Origin of the sequence: Pseudovibrio sp. Ad26 (assembly GCF_001623285.1) — a bacterium.
Classification (GTDB): Bacteria; Pseudomonadota; Alphaproteobacteria; order Rhizobiales; family Stappiaceae; genus Pseudovibrio; species Pseudovibrio ascidiaceicola.
Genome location: NZ_LMCE01000024.1, coordinates 40,964 through 59,748 on the forward strand (window position 1 = coordinate 40,964; position 18,785 = coordinate 59,748).

Sequence of the window (18,785 nt, forward strand, 5' to 3'; positions counted from 1 at the left end):
GAGACTACCATGTCACGTGTAAAAAGAGGCGTCACCGCCCACGCTCGTCACAAAAAAGTTATTAAGGCAGCCAAAGGTTACTATGGCCGTCGTAAGAACACCATCCGCGTTGCTAAGCAGGCAGTCGAGAAAGCGGCACAGTACGCTTACCGCGACCGTAAAGCTCGCAAGCGGAACTTCCGTGCACTCTGGATCCAGCGTATCAACGCAGCGACCCGTGAACACGGCATGACCTACGGCCGCTTCATCGATGGCTTGAACAAAGCTGGCATCGAAGTTGACCGTAAGGTTCTTTCTGACCTCGCGATCAATCAGCCAGACGCATTCAAAGCACTGGTTGAAAAGGCGCAGGCTGCTGTAGCTTAATTGCAATAGTAGAAAGCAGAAGCTTTTTTTGAAAAAGGCAGGTTCCGAAAGGAGCCTGCTTTTTTTGTACGCGTTTCAATGCTCGATGGAAGTTATCTGTTCTTCTGCTATGGATTGTGAAGAAATGGCGGAACATCAGAAAGATGCGCATTCAGCGCTCTGATGCATTGGGGGGAACTATGATCAAAGGGAAATGCGATTGCGGGAAAGTAAGCTTTGAGGTTGAAGCCGTGAGAGACAGTGTCACGATCTGCCATTGCAACCAATGCAGACGCACCAGTGGCCATGTTTGGGCCTCAACGCATGCTCCCTATGAAAAAGTCAGTTTTACTGCTGATGAAGGGCTTACCTGGTATTCGTCCTCTGACTTTGCAAAACGCGGCTTCTGTAAGTTCTGCGGCTCGAGCTTGTTCTACCGAATTAACAATGAAGAAGGTATCGCTATAGCTGCTGGCTGTCTGAATGAGCCAACCAACCTGCACATAGGCAAGCACATCTTTGTAAAAGACAAAGGGGACTACTACGAAATCACCGATGGCGCCCCTCAAATCCAGCGGTTCTGATCTGCAGGCAATATGACTCGCAAGAAGCAAGCCCAATGACCTATACTTGCCATCTTGCACCTGATCAATAAGATCGCAAAAACTACTGTCGGAAAGGTGCTAGCGAAAGTGGCCCAACTCACGAGTAATGTGCCTGAAAAGGTGGCATCAATTGCCCCGAAATTGTCCATTCATCCGATCACACAGGCCACAAGAGCAACATTTACGGATCTGTATTTTCGGCAAACGTTCCTCTCGTTCATTCATAAAGGGACGAAAAAGGTCATCTGTCCACTCAACGGCGAACTGATTGGCTCAGCGGGAGATCTCTTTATCTTCCCCCCCGATTCCATAATTAGCCTCGAGAATAGACCTCTGGTGAATGATAATTATCAAGCTGATGGCGTTAGTATCGATAACGCGCTGGTTGATGCAGTCTTTGCAGATCAATCGGCTAATCCAGTGGCTACAGGTATTCAGATTGTGCGTGGTGAAGAGCAGCAGCCGGAAGAAGTACTCGCTCTAGTCAAAGAGACACTAACAAATGCTTCTCTTCCGGAAGCGTTAAAGCAACACCGCCTGTTGGAGCCGTTAATCTGGCTGCGCCATATTGGAGTTCATCTGCCAAAGTCTGATACAGTCAATTCGCTGAGCAAGGTACGCAGCCTCATTGAAACTGATTTGAGCTACGCATGGCGCGCGACTGATGTTGCCAGCCATTTTGCCATGAGTGAGGCAACCTTCCGCCGTTGGCTTGCCAAGTCTGGGCATGGCTTTGCAAAAGCTCTGCTCCACGCCCGCTTGGAGAAGGGGCTAGCCTTATTGCAATCCACTCATGATCCAATCTCGAACATTGCATTGGATTGCGGCTTCAACACACCTTCACATTTCTCCGAGGCTTTCAAAAAACGCTTCGGCATTCGTCCGAAAGAGATCCGATTACGAGATCATTGATCGAAATTTGATAGTTTGTGAGTGAAACGCGAAAGCGCAAGCTACAAGTACTGCCTATAGCTGGAATATGTTCAACGCACTAAGCCACTGGAGATAACATGTTCCCGAAACCACATGCACTTGGTCTGGCCATCGCCGCTTCTCTTGCATCTGCCGCCCACGCGCAAGACTTTAAGCTCACCAGTACCTCCATTGCTGAGGGAGCACAGCTTACAAACGAGTTCGTTTACAACGGATTCGGATGTACCGGGGGCAACCTTTCGCCTCAGCTCAGTTGGTCCAACGCACCAGAAAGCACCAAAAGCTTCGCTCTTACTGCTTATGACCCGGATGCTCCAACCGGCTCCGGCTGGTGGCATTGGAATGTGGTGAACATTCCTGCCTCTGCAAACTCTCTTGAAGAAGGCGCGAGCAATGACAAAACCTTGCCTTCCGGTTCAATGGAAATCACCAATGACTATGGCTCAAAAGGATTTGGTGGTGCCTGTCCCCCTCAGGGAGAAGTACATCGTTACATCTTCACTATCCATGCACTAGGTGTTCCTACACTGGATCTCCCTGAAAATCCTAGCAACGCATTGGTCGGCTACATGATTGGCGTGAACACGCTGCAATCCGCCAAGATCACGGCCGTCTTTAGTCACTAAACACGCTCAGTTATTGCTAGCTTGGCATATGCAAAGTGAAACCACAGGTAAGAGGCTTTGCCAGGCTATGTTTGCAAAATCCCCTCTGGGACGCTCTGTCCCAGAGGGGTATCGTATGAGCTGTGACGTCTGCTTACCCAATCACACCGTTGTCGTCGCGCTTGATGACGATGACGGAAGAGCGTGGCAGTTTGCCGCCATCTGGCCAGTTGCCGCCCGGGTGCTGAATGCCCACAAACATACTGCGGCGATCAGCAGACCAGGTCAGGCCAGTGACTTCACTGCCGGTTGGCCCGGTCATGAAGCGTTGGATTTCTCCTGTTACAGGGTCACCAACCAGCATCTGATTATTGCCCATGCCAGCAAAGTCGCCTTCGTTGCTGTCACTGCCATCTGTCTGGATCCAGATAAGACCGCTCTCATCAAATGCCATGCCATCCGGTGAGTTGAACATGTTGCCAGTATTGACGTTTGCAGACCCGGCCTTCGGGCCTTCGTGAACAGCCGGATTGCCAGCCATCACGTAAAGATCCCAGTCGAACGTGTCTGCTGCATGATCCTCATTATGAGGGCGCCAACGTACAATCTGACCATACTTGTTGGTCTCGCGTGGGTTCGGGCCGTTGACGGAAGTGTCGTCCCCTCCGGCATTTGGCTTTACACCACGGTTCTTGTTGTTGGTCAGACAACAATAAGCTTCTACTGCATTCGGATTGGCAGAAATCCATTCTGGGCGATCCATGGTGGTCGCACCAACAACGGAGCCAGCAATACGGCTGAAGATGGCGATGCTCGCGGCATCCATGCCAGTAGTCTCTGGAGTCAGTGCCAGCCACTCACCGGTCTGGTCATCGTTGAACTTGGCAACATAGAGCGTACCCTCATCCAACAAGCCATCAGTCGGCTGCCCTGAAGCGTAAACGCCGTTGGAGACAAAGCGGTACATGAACTCGCCGCGCTCATCATCCCCCATGTAAACGACCACGCGGCCATCTGGTGCCAGAACAGCTTCCGCATTCTCATGCTTGAAGCGGCCTAGGGCGGTGTGTTTCACAGGCGTAGAAGTCGGATCTGTCGGGTCGATCTCTACAATCCAACCAGCACGATGCGGCTCGTTTGGGTTCTTCGCGATGTCAAAGCGCTCATCGAACTTGTGGTAGTCATAATTGAAGCCTGTCTCGTTGATGCCATAACGCTGATAGCCAGCATCAACACCGTCCAGACGTGCAGCTGGAGCAGCTTCAGTCGCGCCAAAGTACCCGTTGAAGTTCTCTTCGCAAGTCAGATACGTGCCCCAGGGCGTTTTGCCAGATCCGCAGTTGTTGAAAGTACCAAGTGACTGCGTGCCAGAAGGATCAGCAGCCGTCTGCAGCAAGGGATGACCAGCAGCAGGGCCTGCCAGCATCATCGGTGTGTTGTGTGTGAGGCGGCGGTTGAACGGACTGTTCTTCACGATAGCCCAGCCATCGTCCCCGTCTTCCACTTCAATAACAACCACACCTTGCAGATGTTGCAGTTTCAGAACATCGTCAGCGCTCTTCGGTGCGCCATCTTCGTTCTGAGGCAGATTGATCTTGCGGTTAGCGTATTCATGGTTGATCGCTAACAGCTGCTTGCCCTGAAACTGAAAGCTTTCCATACCGTCAGTGTTCTCGCCAAACACCTTATCAGCACCAGCAGCTGAACCACCCGTCTCATGGTTGAAAGCTTCAGCACCATCCACCAGAGCATCGCCCCAGCGCGCCAGAATTTTCCAGCTGTAGCCTTCAGGCACATGCACGGTCGCATCTGTATAAGTTGGAATAGGTTTGAACGCAAAGCGTGAAGTAGACGCCTTGGCTTCAGACATGGAGAGGCCAAGTACACCAGTGCCCATCACAGCAGCGCCGGAGCCAAATGCCAACACGCCACCCAGAAATCCGCGGCGTGAAATCGCACGCTCAACAACGCGGTCAAATTCATTTTCTTCAGCACGAGGGAAATTTTGCTCATCCCACTCATCTGCTGTGAGTTCATTCATAAATTCGTTCGTCATTGGAAATATCCCGTAGAAGAAGGTGAATGCATACTACGGTGCTAACATGACATCTTCACGAAGCATTTGGGTCATAAAAAATCTGCAAATGTAATATGAGTAATGTATTCAAGTTATAATTTGCCGCATATGAGAATAAGAATATCTGCTGGACGTCACATTAAACTGTTGTAGTTCATTGTTATTGTCTATTTCGTCTGGTGTGGCTTTGTGGATTACTTAAATTTATTCAATAAATGCTATGATAATAACATATTGCTCATGAGGAAATAAGAGTTGACGCCTAACAAGATGGTACTGCTAGCAAAATTTCAGAATGCCTCGGATTGTATTTGTAAGCTTTCAACTGTTTCCAAGGCCCCTGTGAAATCTGCGCAAAAACATCACCTCATACTGTTTCAATCACCTTTTGCAAACAGACGGAGCGGGTATCCATGTACCCTTGTCCCTCATAGAAGCTAACAGCCTGCGCGTTATCTCCGCGTACAAGCAGGTTAACTTTCCAGATGCCTCGTGCCCGCAACCAGGCCTCTGCTGCTGTCGTGATCGCCTTCCCAAGCCCTTTTCCCTGTTGGTCCGGGTGTGTACTCACATAATAAAACCAGCCGCGATGCCCGTCTTCCCCGCACATAATGCTGGCAACAACAATCCCATCCAGCTCACCAATCAAAATCGTAGAGTGTTCGCCCTCGAGTGCTTTCTCGATATCCCGAACCGGATCATTCCATTCACGGAAGACCCCAGCAGCTTTCCAGAGAGCAATAACTGCATCCTGATCTGATAAGCACATTTCACGATAAATCATATGCACCGCACATAGTAGTTTGAAAATAGAAAAGTAATCACAGGATGTTTTGTGATTATCCTTTTTAATACAGTAACTTGAAATTAAGAAGAGGAATAATAACAAGGTTAATAATCTATAAGTAAAAATATGAAAATCTTTGCGCGATTGAGAGGTTTTCGACATGGCTTTTTTTAAGCGTAATACACAAATGCTTGCTGAAGCCGCTGCAAACGACCAAGGAGAAGTAATCGGTCAGTCTGCAGTGGTGGAATTTACAGAACCTAAGAATTCCATTGATAGTGCACGTTTGTTTGGCGAATTAGATGCGCTCGCGTTGGACATGGCATCAGCTGCGGGAGAGCTGGACGCTGTGAACAACACTGCAGGCGCTTTGAAAGTGGCCATGGAAAGCCTCCAGGACGCGTCTGGGCGCGTTGTCGAAAGTAACCGGGAAGTGAGTGCGGCGGTTGAACAAACTGCTGAGCAGACATCTAACGCCCGCGATACCATGTCTAAGTCGCAGGAGGTGGTGACCGACGCGCTTGCCAACATCAACAGCCTGTCAACAGCTATCAGCAGTATCAACCGACAACTGGAAGGTCTTCAGGCTTCATTTGCCAACGTCCGCCAATTCTCCAGCTCTATCGATGCCATTGCCCGCCAAACCAACCTGCTGGCGCTCAACGCAACCATTGAAGCAGCCCGTGCAGGTGAAGCAGGGAAAGGCTTTGCGGTTGTGGCCAGTGAAGTGAAAGCTCTCGCAACACAAACGACTGTTGCAACGGAACAGATCGACCAGACCATTCTCCAACTTGGCAAAGAAGCTGACACCTTGGTCGACTTGGGCAAGAGCGCGCTTGGCACCGTCGCAACCGCTGAAAACAGTACTCAATCCATCAACGACCTCTTCCATGAGTTGGAAGCGATGGTAGACAACATATCTGCAAACACGGACTCCATACGAACGGCTTGCGCAAACAACGATGCAGATACAGAGGAGCTCCTACGCAACCGTGATGAAATGATCGGTGTTGTCTCAACAAATGCGGAAAGCATCGAACAGGTCTCGGGCCAGATGCTGGGCACCTCTCAAACCGCCGACGCGCTTCTCGCCGAAGTGGCTGTCGAACATGGCGATAACCTCAATCAGCAGATGATCGAGGTGGCAAAAGAGACCGCTGGAAAGACCATGGAAGCGTTTGAAGCTGAAGTGGACGCAGGCCGGATCTCAGTGAATGACCTCTTCGATTTCAACTACACGCCAATTGAAGGCTCCAATCCAGCGCAGTTCATGGCGCTTTTTACCCAAATGACCGATCGGGTGCTTCCAGCTATTCAAGAGCCGGTCAAAGATCTTGATGACCACATCGTCTTCTGCGCAGCACTGGACAAGAACGCTTATCTGCCAACACACAGCAAAGACTATTCCAAACCGCAGGGCAGCGACCCGGTCTGGAATGCAGCAAACTGCCGTAACCGCAGAATGTTCGATGACCATGCTGGCCTAAACGCAAGCAAGAACACCAAGGAATACAGCCTGCAAACGTATCGCCGAGATATGGGTGGCGGCAAAGTAATGATGATCAAACTGGTCTCGGCCCCAATCTGGGTCCAAGGCCGCCACTGGGGCAACACCCTCATCGCATTCAATGCTTGACCGGAAGCAGGCAGCCCAGTTCAAGGTTGCCACCTTGCTTGATATTAAAGCCCCAAAAAACAAAAGGCCCTACACTCATCCCTCAAAACGAGGTGAGAGTGTAGGGCCGTGGTGAAACAGCGTCTTCCCTTGAATTGGGAGGGGCTTACAGCTCGCCGCGGATCACGTAACGAAGCAGGTCAACCACCTGGTCTGGGTCTTCTGCAACAGCCAGGGCAGCAGCATCCACTTCCTTCAGTGGATGCGTCAGAGCTGGTTCGTGCAACACGATGATGCTTTTGCCTAGTGCCGAGGCGAAACCTGCATCGAATGCTGCATTCCATTGCCGGTATTTGTCGCCAAAGCGAACCACAACGATATCTGCCTCGGAGAGCAATGTGCGGGTGCGGATAGCGTTCACTTTTGCTCCCTTGTGATCTCGCCAGAGGTTGTTTTCTTCTGGACCTAGAATTTCGACACCGCAATCATCACTGGCTTCGTGATCAGTCACAGCACTGTCGAAATGAACAGGTAGGCCTGCATCAGCCGCACCATGTTCAATACGCTCTCTCCAGTCGGTGTGGATTTCACCTGAAAGATAAACACGCCACGTTTTCATCGGCTCGCCTTCCCCTAAGAATCTGCATTTACCTACAAATTTTAGGAGGGGTTGTAGCTCGGTTCAAGGTCAAGCAGCTTATTGGTGACTTCTTTTCGGACACGATCGCGCTGGCGTTCGCGCGAGAATAACCGATTTTGTGCAAGTAACAGGTCTGCACGTGCCAGATACGAGTCTGTACGGGCGGCATCTGCGGCTTTCCGGCAGGCCTTGCCTTCCTTGCCAGACTTGCAATCCTCACCACGTGCCTCTTCTTCAAGCCGGTCAATGCGGCGTTGAATCTCCCAGACAGCTTCCTGAGCTTCACTGGCAGACTCGTTTGCCGAATAAAGCTGGTTGCCCAGAGAGTAGCCGACTTTGAAGCTCTCTTCTGTGGCGATTGGGCATACACCACGGTAGCTCTTGCCCTCGCGGCCCTGCTCAAAGCCAGAAATTGGCGTGCAGTAGCTTTGCAGGCCAATGGTTCGCCCAGCCATATAGGCTCCCACATCCGGCGTGACGCCGTACTTGCCGCAAGCTTTAGTATGTTCATTCAGCTTGTCAGAGGTGTAACCAGCACGGCCATCAACAACGCCAATGCCTTGCCAGTCGCCGACCTTGCAATCTTCCTCGGAGAGAGAGGCGCAACCGCTAAGCGCCAGCCCCAACCCCACAACAGTAAAAAGTACCCGCATCCCCAACATGCCTTCCCTGAAGTCCAATCACCTTGTAATGCCCAGCACATCTGATTGGACAAAAATTGAATCTATGAAACCCAGATACGAGACTTAACCTGAACGCTTGCTGAATACAAATGTTCGCTATATGTTCTTTTTAAGGAATCGCATAGCCCTCGATTCGAGAGGCCATCTCATTGCAGTAGGTATTGGAAAGTCAGATGACAAAGACCATAGAATTTAAAGGGCGTTGCCTGTGTGGAGCGGTCACTTTTGAAGGTGAAGCGCCAAATGAACCGGTCAGTAGCTGCCATTGCAAGCAATGCCGCAAATGGGGCAGTGGCCCGTTTGAAGCGTATAGTGTGCCGCTGGCAGATCTGATGTTCACCTCAGGCGAAGACATCGTCAAATACTACGAATCCTCTGAGTTTGCCCGGCGCGGTTTCTGTTCAAAATGCGGTTCAAACCTGTTTTGGCATGCTGACCGCCATCCTCAATGGAAAGACCGAATTGCGATTGCCGTGGGTACGTTAGAGCAGCCAACAGGCCTCACAGCAGGCAATCATATCTTCTGTGCCACAAAGGGTGACTACTACCAGATTGAAGATGGTCGCCCTCAATATGCCTACGAAGATTGATGAGGAAATTGATCTTATCCCAAACCGTGGCCCTCGGCTAAGGTTACCCAACAAGCTCTAAGGGAGAGAGATATGTCTGACTTGCGGATTTATAAAGCGAAATGCCTTTGTGGCGAAGTCTCATTCAAGGCTGAAGCGCCCCAGAAAGATATTGGTTTATGCCATTGCACAATGTGCCGTCGTTGGAACAGCGGGCCATTCCACGCAATCGCAATTCCGTTTGATGCTTTGAAGGTTGAGAGCGGAGAAGAGAACATCTCATATTACCGCTCCTCTGATTACGCGAAGCGCGCATTTTGCAACAACTGCGGCAGCAGCCTGTTTTATCACGGAGACAAAATCCCCGAGATTGCTCATGAAGTTTACTTCAGCGCTGGGCTTCTGGAAGAACCGACAGGCTCGAAACTGGCAGGTCACATCTTCTGCGCCAGCAAAGGCGATTACTACGAGATAGAAGGAGACCTGCCTCAACACGAAACAGTATAAAAATCCGCTCTGCGGTCAAAACCGGTGCAAGGTGAGCGGTTGGATCAAGGCGTGTTCTTCACACGCTCTAGCTCCAGCCGTTCTCCCACATATAATCCAACGCTTCCCGGTAGTTCGGGAATTTGAATTTATACCCCAATGCGCCTTTCAGCTTGGCATTGCTCGCGCGTTTCACTTCGCCGTAAAACGAAATCGCCATAGGTGAAAGATCAGCATCTTCAAAAGCGACTTCAGGCGGTGGCTCCACACCCATCAGGCGTGCTGCATATTCCACCACGTCTTCTGGCGGACACGGTGCATCATCACACACGTTGAAAATACCGGATGCGTTGTCTTCAAATGCATGCTGGACAGCTCCAGCAATATCACTCACGTGAATCCGGTTGAAGACCTGACCTTCCTTGATAATCCGGCGAGCTTTACCCTTGTCCAGATTGCAAAGCGCATTCTGGCCACGGCCATAAATGCCGGCAAGACGTAAAATGCTGACTGGGATGCTGGTTTCTTTTGAGAATGCAAGCCACTCGCGCTCAGCTTCCAGACGCTGTTTGGAGCGCTTGGAGGTTGGATTGCACTCTGCTGTTTCTGTCACCCAGCGACCTTCGTGGTCGCCATATACCCCGATGGTAGAGAGATAGCAGATCGCCGTTGGCTTTGCTTTCGCAACTGCGTCACGCGCAGCATTCAGCAAAGGATCACCATCGTCCGTTGGCGCGGCAGAAACCAGAATATGAGTTGCAGTGGCAATCGCCTCCAACAACTCATCGCTTGCTGTTTGTCCGTCAAACAGGATCGGCTGAACCCCTTTGGACTGCAGTTCCTCCATTTTCTCAGGAGAGCGGGTCGTTCCGCCAATCCAGGAAAATTCGGTCCCGTACATTTTCACAAAGTGGCGAGCTGAATATCCAGCCCCCAAAATCAACAAGCGCATTCCAAGCCCCCCGGCTTACGTTTACAGCTTCAGATAGTTCCTGCGCACTTCATAAAGCATCACAGCCGTTGCAACGGCCAAATTCATTGAATCAGCTTGCCCCGCCTGCGGAATCTTCACCAGATCAGAGCAAGTATCAGCCAGTTTATCACTCAGGCCAGCCTGTTCATTGCCCATCAACAAAATGACAGGTTCTTTATAATCTACAGCACGATAGTCCTTTGTGCCCCGCAAATGAGTACCAACTACAGGTCCGGACCACTTCTTGCGGAATTCAACGAACTCATCTGCAGTACAGCGCACAAGCGGCATATGAAACAGAGAGCCCATTGTCGCACGTACAGTCTCAACGGCAAATGGATCAGTTGTTTCGTCAATCAGAATCACACCAGTCGCACCAACTGCGTCCCCTGTACGGATGATGGTTCCCAGATTGCCGGGATCTCGCACACGATCAAGCGCGATCCATGTGGTGGCACTTCTTGGGTTAATGTCACTGAGCTTCAGAGTCTGCTGCTCATAAACACCAACAACCATTTGCGGATTATCACGGCGGGTGATCGCTCCAAGCACAGCCGTGTTCACCTCAAGAATGAGGGCTCCGCGGGCTTTTGCTTTTGCAGCCGCTTCTAACGCAATCTTGTTTTCGCGAGCTTCAGGGCCAAGTGCCAGATAACGTACACCCCAGCCAGCTTCCAAAGCATCAGTTGCCAGCTTCAGGCCCTCGGCGACGAACAACCCGGACTGTTTGCGATTCTTACGTTGAGCAACAAGACCCTTGATCTCCTTCACAATCGGATTTGAATGCGAAGTGATCTGTTTTACTGCACCAGCGCGGTGATTTTCTCTGGTTTCCATCGGGTTATGCTCCCTCAGCCTTATTGTTATCAGGTGCGCTCCACCGGCTGAATAGGGAGGTTGAGAGCAATCGTGGTCCATCAAGTTCGCGAATAGCCAATTCGCCAGATTCAATCGTGCCCGGCAGGCCGTCAAGGCATTCCCTCATCAACTCATGAGAGGACAGGAAGCTGGCGCGAATAGCATAGCTGGACATCAGCAGAAACTGTGCATTGGGTGAGAGCAGCTTTCGCACGCACGCCAACATGTGCGGCACGCTCTCAAAGAAGTCCCAGACCTCTCCATTCGGGCCGCGGCCATATTTCGGTGGGTCGAGGATAATGCCGTCATAGGTGTTTCCGCGGCGCACTTCCCGCTCCACAAACTTCATGGCGTCATCGCAGATCCAGCGAATTGGCTTGTCTTCCAGACCGGATAATTCCTGGTTCTCACGTGCCCAGACGATGGCCTTTTTAGACGCATCAACATGAGTGACTTGCGCGCCAAGAGCAGCAGGCAGCAGCGAAGCCATTCCTGTGTATCCAAACAGGTTGAGAATTTTGAGTGGGCGATCTACTTTTTTGATCTGGTCACCAACCCAGTCCCAGTGTGCAGCCTGTTCAGGGAACACGCCCACATGACGGAAAGACATGAACTGCCCGTTAAACGTGGCAGGGCCGTATTTCATCTGCCAGATCTCATCAACCTGATTGGCAAACTTCCAGCGACCCGGACCTTCTTCCTCTACATCACCGGTAAAGATCGCGTCCGCGCTTTTCCATTCGCTTTCAGGCAGGCGAGGAGCGCCCATAGCCTGTGCTTCAGGACGGATAAGCTTATAGCGGCCATAGCGTTCAAGCTTTTGTCCATGCCCCATATCCAGCAGGGCATAGTCATCCCAACCGTTCATTTCCACCATCACAGGCAGAACGCTGGCAGGTGTTGCAAAGCGGGCAGATGTTGGCTTGTGTTCGCGCACGATTGGCTCAACAACCGTCGTGGCTGGAGCACTGCGCATTTGCTCGCGCCGGTTCGGGCGAGCTGCAGCTACGCTGTCTTTCTTGCCACCACGAGTGTCGCGGGGATTACGCGCCTCTCTCTGGTCCCGATTATCTCGGGTATCGCGTTTGGCAGAAAAACCACGCTTTGGACCATTGTCCTTCCGTGCCCCGCCTTTTTTGGATTGCGCATTGCGGGCTCGTGGAGCACCGCCTTTGGGTGATTTGCTCAAGGATGTTGCCTTTGATTTTCTGCGCACAAACGCGAGACAATGCCTCACGCTGAATTCGTTTATTTAATGAAAAGGCATTAAGGCGATGCGGGCCTCGGGTCAACGCTTTAGCGCAAAACAAGCTCTTTACCGTTACGTGAGTATCCACAGCGTGGAAACACCAGCATAACGCAGGACGTATAAAACGTCGTTGTGTTCTGAAAAGAAGTTTTGAGCATCCATGACAATTTTAACACGAGAGGTACTTGTCTTTTCCCTCGATTTAAGTCCAATCTACATGATGTGGAATGCAAAAGTGACTTTAAGGCGTGGAGCCTACCTAAAGGAAGCACTGAAAAGAACGAGGGGGCCAATCCATGGAAATGTCTGGAGAGCAGCAAATACCTGCGAGTCAGGAAAAGGTTTGGGAAGCTCTCAACGATCCTGAATTGCTGAAAAAGTGTATTCCCGGTTGCGATAGTCTGGAAAAAACCTCCGACACGGAGATGAATGCCACGGTCACAGCGAAAGTGGGACCAGTTAAAGCCAAGTTCAAAGGAGAAGTAACTCTCTCCGAACTGAACCCGCCAAACTCCTACAAAATCTCCGGCGAAGGCAAGGGTGGTGTTGCAGGGTTTGCGAAGGGCTCAGCAGATGTAACCCTGTCAGAGAGTGGGGATGGCACTCTTCTGAGTTATGAGGTTAATGCAAAGGTCGGCGGTAAACTTGCTCAATTGGGAAACCGGTTGATCGACTCGACTGCCAAAAAGATGGCTGAGGAATTCTTCTCGAATCTGAACCGTGAATTAGGCGGGACTCCAGTGGTAGGTACGGACGAGCCACTAGAAGCTGTCGAGCTGGATCAGGGACTGATCGAAGAAGCGAAGTCTATCGCAAATGAGCACGCCATCGAAGGATCAGTTGAAGCCATGGCTGATGCTGAACATGCGTTGGAAGATGCGGTCAAAGACGTTGAGGAGAAGGTAGAAGTTGCAGCGGGCAAAGGATTCTTAGGTGGTCCGCTGGGTTGGGGCCTTCTGGCTCTGGTTGTTTTGATTGCTCTTTATTGGTTGCTATGAAACTAGAAATTTGGCGGCCGGAGATTGCAAGGCGCGAGAGGGCGTTTTGCAAGCTAACGGCCCCGCCGAATAACAAGGCCAACGGCCTAAATTACAACCAACTGCCTTGATAGGACGGGAGATCCTGACCAAGGCTGTTGGCTTCATAGTCTGCGGACGCGAAATTGCAGGCTTTTTTGAGGGAGGAAAACCATGACGACTGTCTCTATGACGGTGAATGGAAAGCAGATTTCTGGTGAGGTCGAAGACCGCACCCTTTTGTCTACATTTCTGCGCGAAAATCAGGGACTGACCGGAACACACATCGGCTGTGACACCTCACAGTGTGGTGCATGTCTCGTGCACATGGACGGTAAGGCGGTTAAGTCCTGCAGTATGCTTGCTGTTCAGGCAACTGGTTCTGCTGTCACCACAATTGAAGGCGTTGCCCAAAATGGCCAACTGCACATCATGCAGAAAGCCTTCAAGGAAAACCACGGTCTTCAGTGCGGTTTCTGCACCCCTGGCATGATCATGTCTGCAATCGATATGATTGATCGCCTGGGTACAGATCTGGACGAGAAAACAATCCGCCATGAGCTGGAAGGCAACATCTGCCGCTGCACCGGCTACCACAACATCGTCAAGGCGATCAAAGCCGCTGCTGACGAAATGGCCGAAGTTCTCGAAGCCGCAGAATAATTCGGAAATTCAACTGATCATTGATCCAGCTGCACCTTATTTCAGGTGCGTTGCACTGCTGGAGCCTATGAACAGTTGCTGAAGTCAACCTTCCGGGAGGGGATGGAAATGACACCAGAAGGAATCGGCGCACGAGTGCTGCGCAAAGAAGACAAAAGATTTATTACCGGAAATGGCCGTTACACAGATGACATGACCATGCAACGCATGGGCCACGCCGCTTTCGTTCGCTCAACACACGCTCACGCACGCATCAAGTCCATCAACACAGATGACGCGATGAAAATGCCGGGTGTTGATGCAGTCTTGAACGGACATCAGTTGGTTGCAGACGGTATCGGCAACATCATTTGCGGATGGATGATCCATTCCAAAGATGGTTCTCCAATGAACATGGGCGCGTACCGTGCTTTGGAGTCGGAAACAGTCCGTTATGTCGGTCAGGCCATCGCAGTTGTTGTTGCTGATACTCAGCAGCAGGCACGTGATGCAGCAGAAGCTGTTGTGGTGGAATATGAAGACCTGCCAGCTGTCGTTGACAGTCTTGATGCTCTGAAAGATGGCGCACCACAGCTCCATCCGGAAGCCGCCGGCAACCTCATCTACGATTGGGAGATCGGCGAGGAGGCTCCAACGGATGAAGCGTTTGCAAACGCAGCACACATCACCCGGATGGACATCGACAACAACCGCCTTGTTCCAAATCCGATGGAACCACGCTCTGCTCTGGCGCATTTTGATCCGTCAGAAGAGCACTACACGCTTTACACCACCTCTCAGAACCCGCATGTGGCACGCTTGGTACTCTCCGCGTTCTACAACGTGGCACCTGAGAACAAGCTGCGCGTAGTTGCACCGGATGTTGGCGGTGGCTTCGGCTCCAAGATCTTCATCTATCCCGAAGAGATTGCTTGTCTTTGGGCAACAAAGCGTGTTGGCCGTCCCGTTAAGTGGACTTCCGACCGTACAGAAGCCTTCCTGACAGATGCGCATGGTCGTGATCACCACAGCACCGCAGAACTGGCTCTTGATGCGAACAACAAAATCACCGGGTTCCGTGTGAAGACAGTCGCCAACCTTGGCGCTTACATGTCTCTGTTCTCATCTTCTGTACCAACCTATCTGTACGCGACGCTACTGTCGGGCCAGTACAACATTCCAAATATCTATGCGAATGTGAAAGCAGTCTACACCAACACCACTCCGGTGGATGCGTATCGCGGTGCAGGGCGTCCAGAAGCAACCTATGTGGTTGAGCGCATGATGGAAACGGCTGCGAAAGAAGTTGGCATGGCGCCAGCTGAATTCCGCCGCATCAACTTTGTGCGCGAGTTCCCGCATCAAACACCAGTGATCATGGCTTATGATGCCGGCGATTATGAAGCCTCTCTCGATGCGGCCATGAAGGCCATCGATTATGATGGCTTTGCTCAGCGTCGCACTCAGTCCGAAGCAGCTGGCAAGCTCCGTGGTATCGGCATGTCTTGCTACATTGAGGCATGCGGTATCGCACCATCTCAGGCTGTTGGCTCACTCGGCGCAGGTGTAGGTCTTTGGGAGTCTGCTGAGGTTCGTGTGAATGCCGTTGGAACCATTGAGGTTCTGACCGGGTCGCACAGCCATGGTCAGGGTCACGAAACCACCTTCGCTCAGTTGGTCTCTGACCGGCTTGGCCTGCCAACGGAGAGCATCTCCATCGTCCATGGTGATACTGACAAAGTGCAGATGGGCATGGGCACATATGGCTCCCGCTCTGGTGCCGTCGGTATGTCTGCGATAGCCAAGGCACTCGACAAGGTCGAAGCCAAGGCGAAGAAGATCGCAGCGCACCTGATGGAAGCGTCCGAAGGAGACATCGAAATCGAGAACGGTGAACTGAAAGTCACCGGAACCGATAAGAAACTCACCTTCACCGAAGTTTCTCTGGCAGCTTACACAGCCCACAACCTGCCGGAAGGCATGGAACCCGGCCTGAAGGAAGGTGCCTTCTACGATCCAACTAACTTCACGTTCCCTGCAGGGTGTTACATCTGCGAGGTCGAAGTTGATCCGGATACGGGCGTTGTCTCCATCGAGAACTTTGTCGCTGCTGATGACTTCGGCACCATCATCAATCCGATGATTGTGGAAGGTCAGGTGCACGGTGGTTTGGTGCAAGGCATCGGGCAGGCCATGCTGGAAAACACCCAGTATGACGAAGACGGTCAGCTGCTTACAGCTTCTTACATGGACTACACCATGCCGCGTGCGGATGATGTGCCGTCCTTCACGCTGGAAACCACAGTCACTGAATGCCCGGGCAATCCACTCGGCATGAAGGGCTGCGGTGAAGCTGGCGCGATTGGGTCACCACCTGCTGTCATCAACGCCGTGACGGACGCCCTTGGCATTCGTGACATGAATATGCCTGCCTCGCCAAACCGCGTCTGGCAGCTCATTCAGGACAACGGCATGAAGCAGGCAGCGGAGTAATCAATGGCACAGGCTGGCGCTAAATCGACATTGGATCACAAGTTCATCGCCATCGAACTCAATCAGCGCGCATGGGCTCTCTTAGAAAATGAGAGCCGCTCGCCCGAGGAAAATGACGAGATGCTCCATGTCGCCCACGCCAGCCTTTGGCACTGGCTTCAGGCCGGAACGAAAGTCCATCACCAACGTGGCTTGTGGCTCGTGGGTCGTATCCATGTTCTGCTTGGAAACCGTGAAGCAGCAATGCGTTACGCCCGGCAGACCATGGACCTGACAGAGGTTCATCAAGAGGATATGGCAGACTTTGACCACGCCTATGCTTCTGAACTACTGGCACGCGCCACATTGCTGGCAGGGGAAGAAAGCGAAGCCTCAGTTCTGTTTGAAAGAGCTGCGCGGCTTGGCCAACTGATCCACGGCGAGCAAAATCGCAAGATTTTCTTTTCTGATCTGGAAGCTATTCCGTACCCGAAAACTGAATTGTCTGAACTTAACTCATAGCAACTCTGCCAAAGACCCCTTTAGGGGATGGGAGGCTAAAAATGTACGAGACCAAATATCATCGCGCATCGACAGTGTCAGATGCTGCGGCAATGCTGAAAAATGCTGATGACGGCAAACTGCTTTCTGGTGGTCAGACCTTGATCCCAACCATGAAGCAACGCCTTGCAGCACCAAGTGACTTGATTGATCTGCGCCACATCGGAGAAATTTCCGGCATTGTGAAGCAGGCTGATGGCTCAATCCGCATCGGTGCAGCAACTTGCCATGCAGATGTCGCGGCCAATGAAGATATCAAGGCTGTCCTTCCAGGACTGGCTGATCTGGCAGGCACAATCGGTGATCCGCATGTCCGCCATATGGGTACGATTGGTGGCTCTGTCGCCAACAATGACCCGGCAGCGGATTACCCGGCAGCTTTGTTGGCTCTTGGGGCAACCATCGAGACCAATAAGCGTGAGTTCTCTGCGCAGGACTTCTTTACTGGTATGTTCGAAACTGCGCTGGATGAAGATGAGATAGTGACCGCGGTTGTCCTCCCGGTCGCATCGAACACCGCATATGCAAAGTTCCCCAATCCTGCCTCGCGCTACGCAATGGCTGGTGTCTTTGTAGCAAAGACCGGAGCGGGTGCTCGTGTGGCTGTGACAGGTGCTGGTCAGGATGGTGTTTTCCGCATGCCTGACATGGAAAAGGCTCTGAATGGCAACTGGTCTGCTGATGCGGTTGCAGGCATGGCGCCATCTGCTGACAACATGCTTTCAGACCTTCACGGTACCGCTGCCTATCGCGCTAATCTGGTGACGGTCATGGCGAAGCGTGCTGTTGCGGCATCCAGCTAACACATTGGGGGAAGGGGCTTTGTCCCTTCTCCTCACTTCTCTGGGGTGACATAACCAGCTTGAATTGATCGCTGGAATGTAATGGCCGCGTACTGGTGAACTTCACCCAGATAGGCGAGCAGGGCAGAGAGAAAGGTCGTCAGACCGACCAGTTCAAACGTCTCTTCCAAAATGTAGAAGATCTTGTAGCCAAGCGCATCATAGCCTTCGCTGCCTGCAAACATGGCTCCCAGCATCTCAAAGCCAATCGCGCCTGCAAGATAAACGCTGCCTGACACAACAAACAGAACAGCGAACCGTCGCGGTAACCTTATGAGAAAGCGCAGATAAACGAGGCCTAGCGTTCCAACTAGAACCACAGCAGGCAGCACCCATGCAAAGTAAAAGGCACCACTCAGGTCAAACGCATTGCGTAGTGGATCGATAGTGACTTCATGGATTGCGATGTTCTCATCAACGGACATGTAGAGAAAACCAAAGGCGAGCACCAACCAGTAGGGCCAATTTTGTGGTTTCTTGGAGTGTCGTTCAATGATGCCGATCACAGCAGTTAGACCAGCAATACAAACCATCACCATGGAAGAGAACCATGCGCCGAGGTTGAGTTCTTCATCGAGAGAAATATGCCGCAGGTCTTTCAAAGGGGTTTCAACACCAATGGTGTCAACGAACACCTGTTGAACAATGCCGAGCAGCACGATCAGAAACACCATACCGTACAGAACGACAGGCACCCTTTTTAAGTTGACTGCTGGCATGTGTTTGATCCCCCAACACTTCTTGATGCAACCAGCTAATTAAATCAGAGGATCCATAAAAAAGAGCTAAGAAATATTGCCAATAATTGACGCCCTTCAGCACGCATG

At 51.6% G+C, this 18,785-nt stretch carries 20 protein-coding genes; 12 read left to right on the plus strand and 8 right to left on the minus strand.

The features are described 5' to 3' along the window. Nucleotides 1–9: 9 nt before the first annotated feature. The 4 genes from rplT to PsAD26_RS04780 all read left to right on the plus strand — a co-directional run bounded on the left by rplT (nucleotide 10) and on the right by PsAD26_RS04780 (nucleotide 2,509). Nucleotides 10–366, plus strand: coding sequence for a 50S ribosomal protein L20 (rplT, locus tag PsAD26_RS04765; RefSeq protein WP_008553032.1), 357 nt, complete (start codon nucleotides 10–12; stop codon nucleotides 364–366). 179 nt (nucleotides 367–545) lie between these two features. Continuing rightward, complete coding sequence (locus PsAD26_RS04770; RefSeq protein WP_063309538.1) at nucleotides 546–929, plus strand: GFA family protein; 384 nt, start codon at nucleotides 546–548, stop codon at nucleotides 927–929. 357 nt (nucleotides 930–1,286) lie between these two features. Then, nucleotides 1,287–1,862: an AraC family transcriptional regulator gene (locus PsAD26_RS04775; protein ID WP_244278153.1), complete on the plus strand. Its 576-nt coding sequence runs from the start codon at nucleotides 1,287–1,289 to the stop codon at nucleotides 1,860–1,862. A 98-nt stretch (nucleotides 1,863–1,960) separates the two neighbouring features. After that, the gene (locus tag PsAD26_RS04780; protein WP_063309490.1) at nucleotides 1,961–2,509 is read left to right on the plus strand and encodes a YbhB/YbcL family Raf kinase inhibitor-like protein; all 549 of its coding nucleotides are present in this window, start codon (nucleotides 1,961–1,963) and stop codon (nucleotides 2,507–2,509) included. A gap of 133 nt (nucleotides 2,510–2,642) precedes the next feature. Here PsAD26_RS04780 and PsAD26_RS04785 read toward each other — a convergent pair whose 3' ends face one another. After that, nucleotides 2,643–4,544, minus strand: coding sequence for a PhoX family phosphatase (locus tag PsAD26_RS04785; protein ID WP_063309491.1), 1,902 nt, complete (start codon nucleotides 4,542–4,544; stop codon nucleotides 2,643–2,645). A gap of 388 nt (nucleotides 4,545–4,932) precedes the next feature. Continuing rightward, complete coding sequence (locus tag PsAD26_RS04790) at nucleotides 4,933–5,349, minus strand: GNAT family acetyltransferase (protein WP_084403576.1); 417 nt, start codon at nucleotides 5,347–5,349, stop codon at nucleotides 4,933–4,935. A 163-nt stretch (nucleotides 5,350–5,512) separates the two neighbouring features. Between PsAD26_RS04790 and PsAD26_RS04795 the strand changes: the two genes are divergently transcribed. Then, entirely contained in the window at nucleotides 5,513–6,988 is a 1,476-nt protein-coding gene (locus PsAD26_RS04795; RefSeq protein ID WP_063309492.1) for a methyl-accepting chemotaxis protein, read from the plus strand. A 145-nt stretch (nucleotides 6,989–7,133) separates the two neighbouring features. Here PsAD26_RS04795 and PsAD26_RS04800 read toward each other — a convergent pair whose 3' ends face one another. Together PsAD26_RS04800 and PsAD26_RS04805 are read right to left on the minus strand one after the other, a co-directional pair. Beyond that, the gene (locus PsAD26_RS04800; protein ID WP_063309493.1) at nucleotides 7,134–7,586 is read right to left on the minus strand and encodes a YtoQ family protein; all 453 of its coding nucleotides are present in this window, start codon (nucleotides 7,584–7,586) and stop codon (nucleotides 7,134–7,136) included. A gap of 41 nt (nucleotides 7,587–7,627) precedes the next feature. Next, nucleotides 7,628–8,260 carry a DUF2799 domain-containing protein gene (locus tag PsAD26_RS04805; protein WP_063309541.1) on the minus strand — a complete coding sequence of 211 codons (633 nt, stop codon included), beginning with the start codon at nucleotides 8,258–8,260 and terminating at the stop codon, nucleotides 7,628–7,630. Between the two features lie 203 nt (nucleotides 8,261–8,463). On the opposite strand from PsAD26_RS04805, the gene PsAD26_RS04810 reads away from it, so the two are divergent. Together PsAD26_RS04810 and PsAD26_RS04815 are read left to right on the plus strand one after the other, a co-directional pair. Continuing rightward, nucleotides 8,464–8,880 (plus strand): GFA family protein, encoded by a 417-nt coding sequence (locus tag PsAD26_RS04810; protein ID WP_063309494.1) that lies wholly within the window; start codon nucleotides 8,464–8,466, stop codon nucleotides 8,878–8,880. Between the two features lie 72 nt (nucleotides 8,881–8,952). Beyond that, entirely contained in the window at nucleotides 8,953–9,366 is a 414-nt protein-coding gene (locus PsAD26_RS04815) for a GFA family protein (RefSeq protein ID WP_063291330.1), read from the plus strand. Nucleotides 9,367–9,433: 67 nt separating this feature from the next. Here the strand turns inward: PsAD26_RS04815 and PsAD26_RS04820 are convergent, their stop codons facing one another. The 3 genes from PsAD26_RS04820 to PsAD26_RS04830 are packed head-to-tail and all read right to left on the minus strand — an operon-like array spanning nucleotide 9,434 to nucleotide 12,365. Beyond that, nucleotides 9,434–10,297 (minus strand): SDR family oxidoreductase, encoded by an 864-nt coding sequence (locus tag PsAD26_RS04820; protein WP_063309495.1) that lies wholly within the window; start codon nucleotides 10,295–10,297, stop codon nucleotides 9,434–9,436. A 21-nt stretch (nucleotides 10,298–10,318) separates the two neighbouring features. Continuing rightward, nucleotides 10,319–11,155, minus strand: coding sequence for an RNA methyltransferase (locus tag PsAD26_RS04825; protein ID WP_063309496.1), 837 nt, complete (start codon nucleotides 11,153–11,155; stop codon nucleotides 10,319–10,321). Nucleotides 11,156–11,159: 4 nt separating this feature from the next. Beyond that, nucleotides 11,160–12,365 (minus strand): class I SAM-dependent methyltransferase, encoded by a 1,206-nt coding sequence (locus PsAD26_RS04830; RefSeq protein WP_343228967.1) that lies wholly within the window; start codon nucleotides 12,363–12,365, stop codon nucleotides 11,160–11,162. 356 nt (nucleotides 12,366–12,721) lie between these two features. Here PsAD26_RS04830 and PsAD26_RS04835 point away from each other — a divergent pair, with 356 nt between their 5' ends. The 5 genes from PsAD26_RS04835 to PsAD26_RS04855 all read left to right on the plus strand — a co-directional run bounded on the left by PsAD26_RS04835 (nucleotide 12,722) and on the right by PsAD26_RS04855 (nucleotide 17,919). After that, on the plus strand, nucleotides 12,722–13,423 hold the full coding sequence (locus PsAD26_RS04835) for a carbon monoxide dehydrogenase subunit G (protein ID WP_063309498.1): 702 nt from the start codon (nucleotides 12,722–12,724) through the stop codon (nucleotides 13,421–13,423). A 192-nt stretch (nucleotides 13,424–13,615) separates the two neighbouring features. Then, nucleotides 13,616–14,104 carry a (2Fe-2S)-binding protein gene (locus tag PsAD26_RS04840; RefSeq protein WP_063309499.1) on the plus strand — a complete coding sequence of 163 codons (489 nt, stop codon included), beginning with the start codon at nucleotides 13,616–13,618 and terminating at the stop codon, nucleotides 14,102–14,104. Nucleotides 14,105–14,212: 108 nt separating this feature from the next. After that, nucleotides 14,213–16,576 carry a xanthine dehydrogenase family protein molybdopterin-binding subunit gene (locus tag PsAD26_RS04845; protein ID WP_063309500.1) on the plus strand — a complete coding sequence of 788 codons (2,364 nt, stop codon included), beginning with the start codon at nucleotides 14,213–14,215 and terminating at the stop codon, nucleotides 16,574–16,576. Between the two features lie 3 nt (nucleotides 16,577–16,579). After that, nucleotides 16,580–17,077, plus strand: coding sequence for a hypothetical protein (locus PsAD26_RS04850; protein ID WP_063309501.1), 498 nt, complete (start codon nucleotides 16,580–16,582; stop codon nucleotides 17,075–17,077). A gap of 41 nt (nucleotides 17,078–17,118) precedes the next feature. Continuing rightward, on the plus strand, nucleotides 17,119–17,919 hold the full coding sequence (locus PsAD26_RS04855; protein ID WP_063309502.1) for a xanthine dehydrogenase family protein subunit M: 801 nt from the start codon (nucleotides 17,119–17,121) through the stop codon (nucleotides 17,917–17,919). A 32-nt stretch (nucleotides 17,920–17,951) separates the two neighbouring features. Here PsAD26_RS04855 and PsAD26_RS04860 read toward each other — a convergent pair whose 3' ends face one another. After that, the gene (locus PsAD26_RS04860; RefSeq protein WP_208985516.1) at nucleotides 17,952–18,677 is read right to left on the minus strand and encodes a hypothetical protein; all 726 of its coding nucleotides are present in this window, start codon (nucleotides 18,675–18,677) and stop codon (nucleotides 17,952–17,954) included. Between the last annotated feature and the right edge of the window lie 108 nt (nucleotides 18,678–18,785).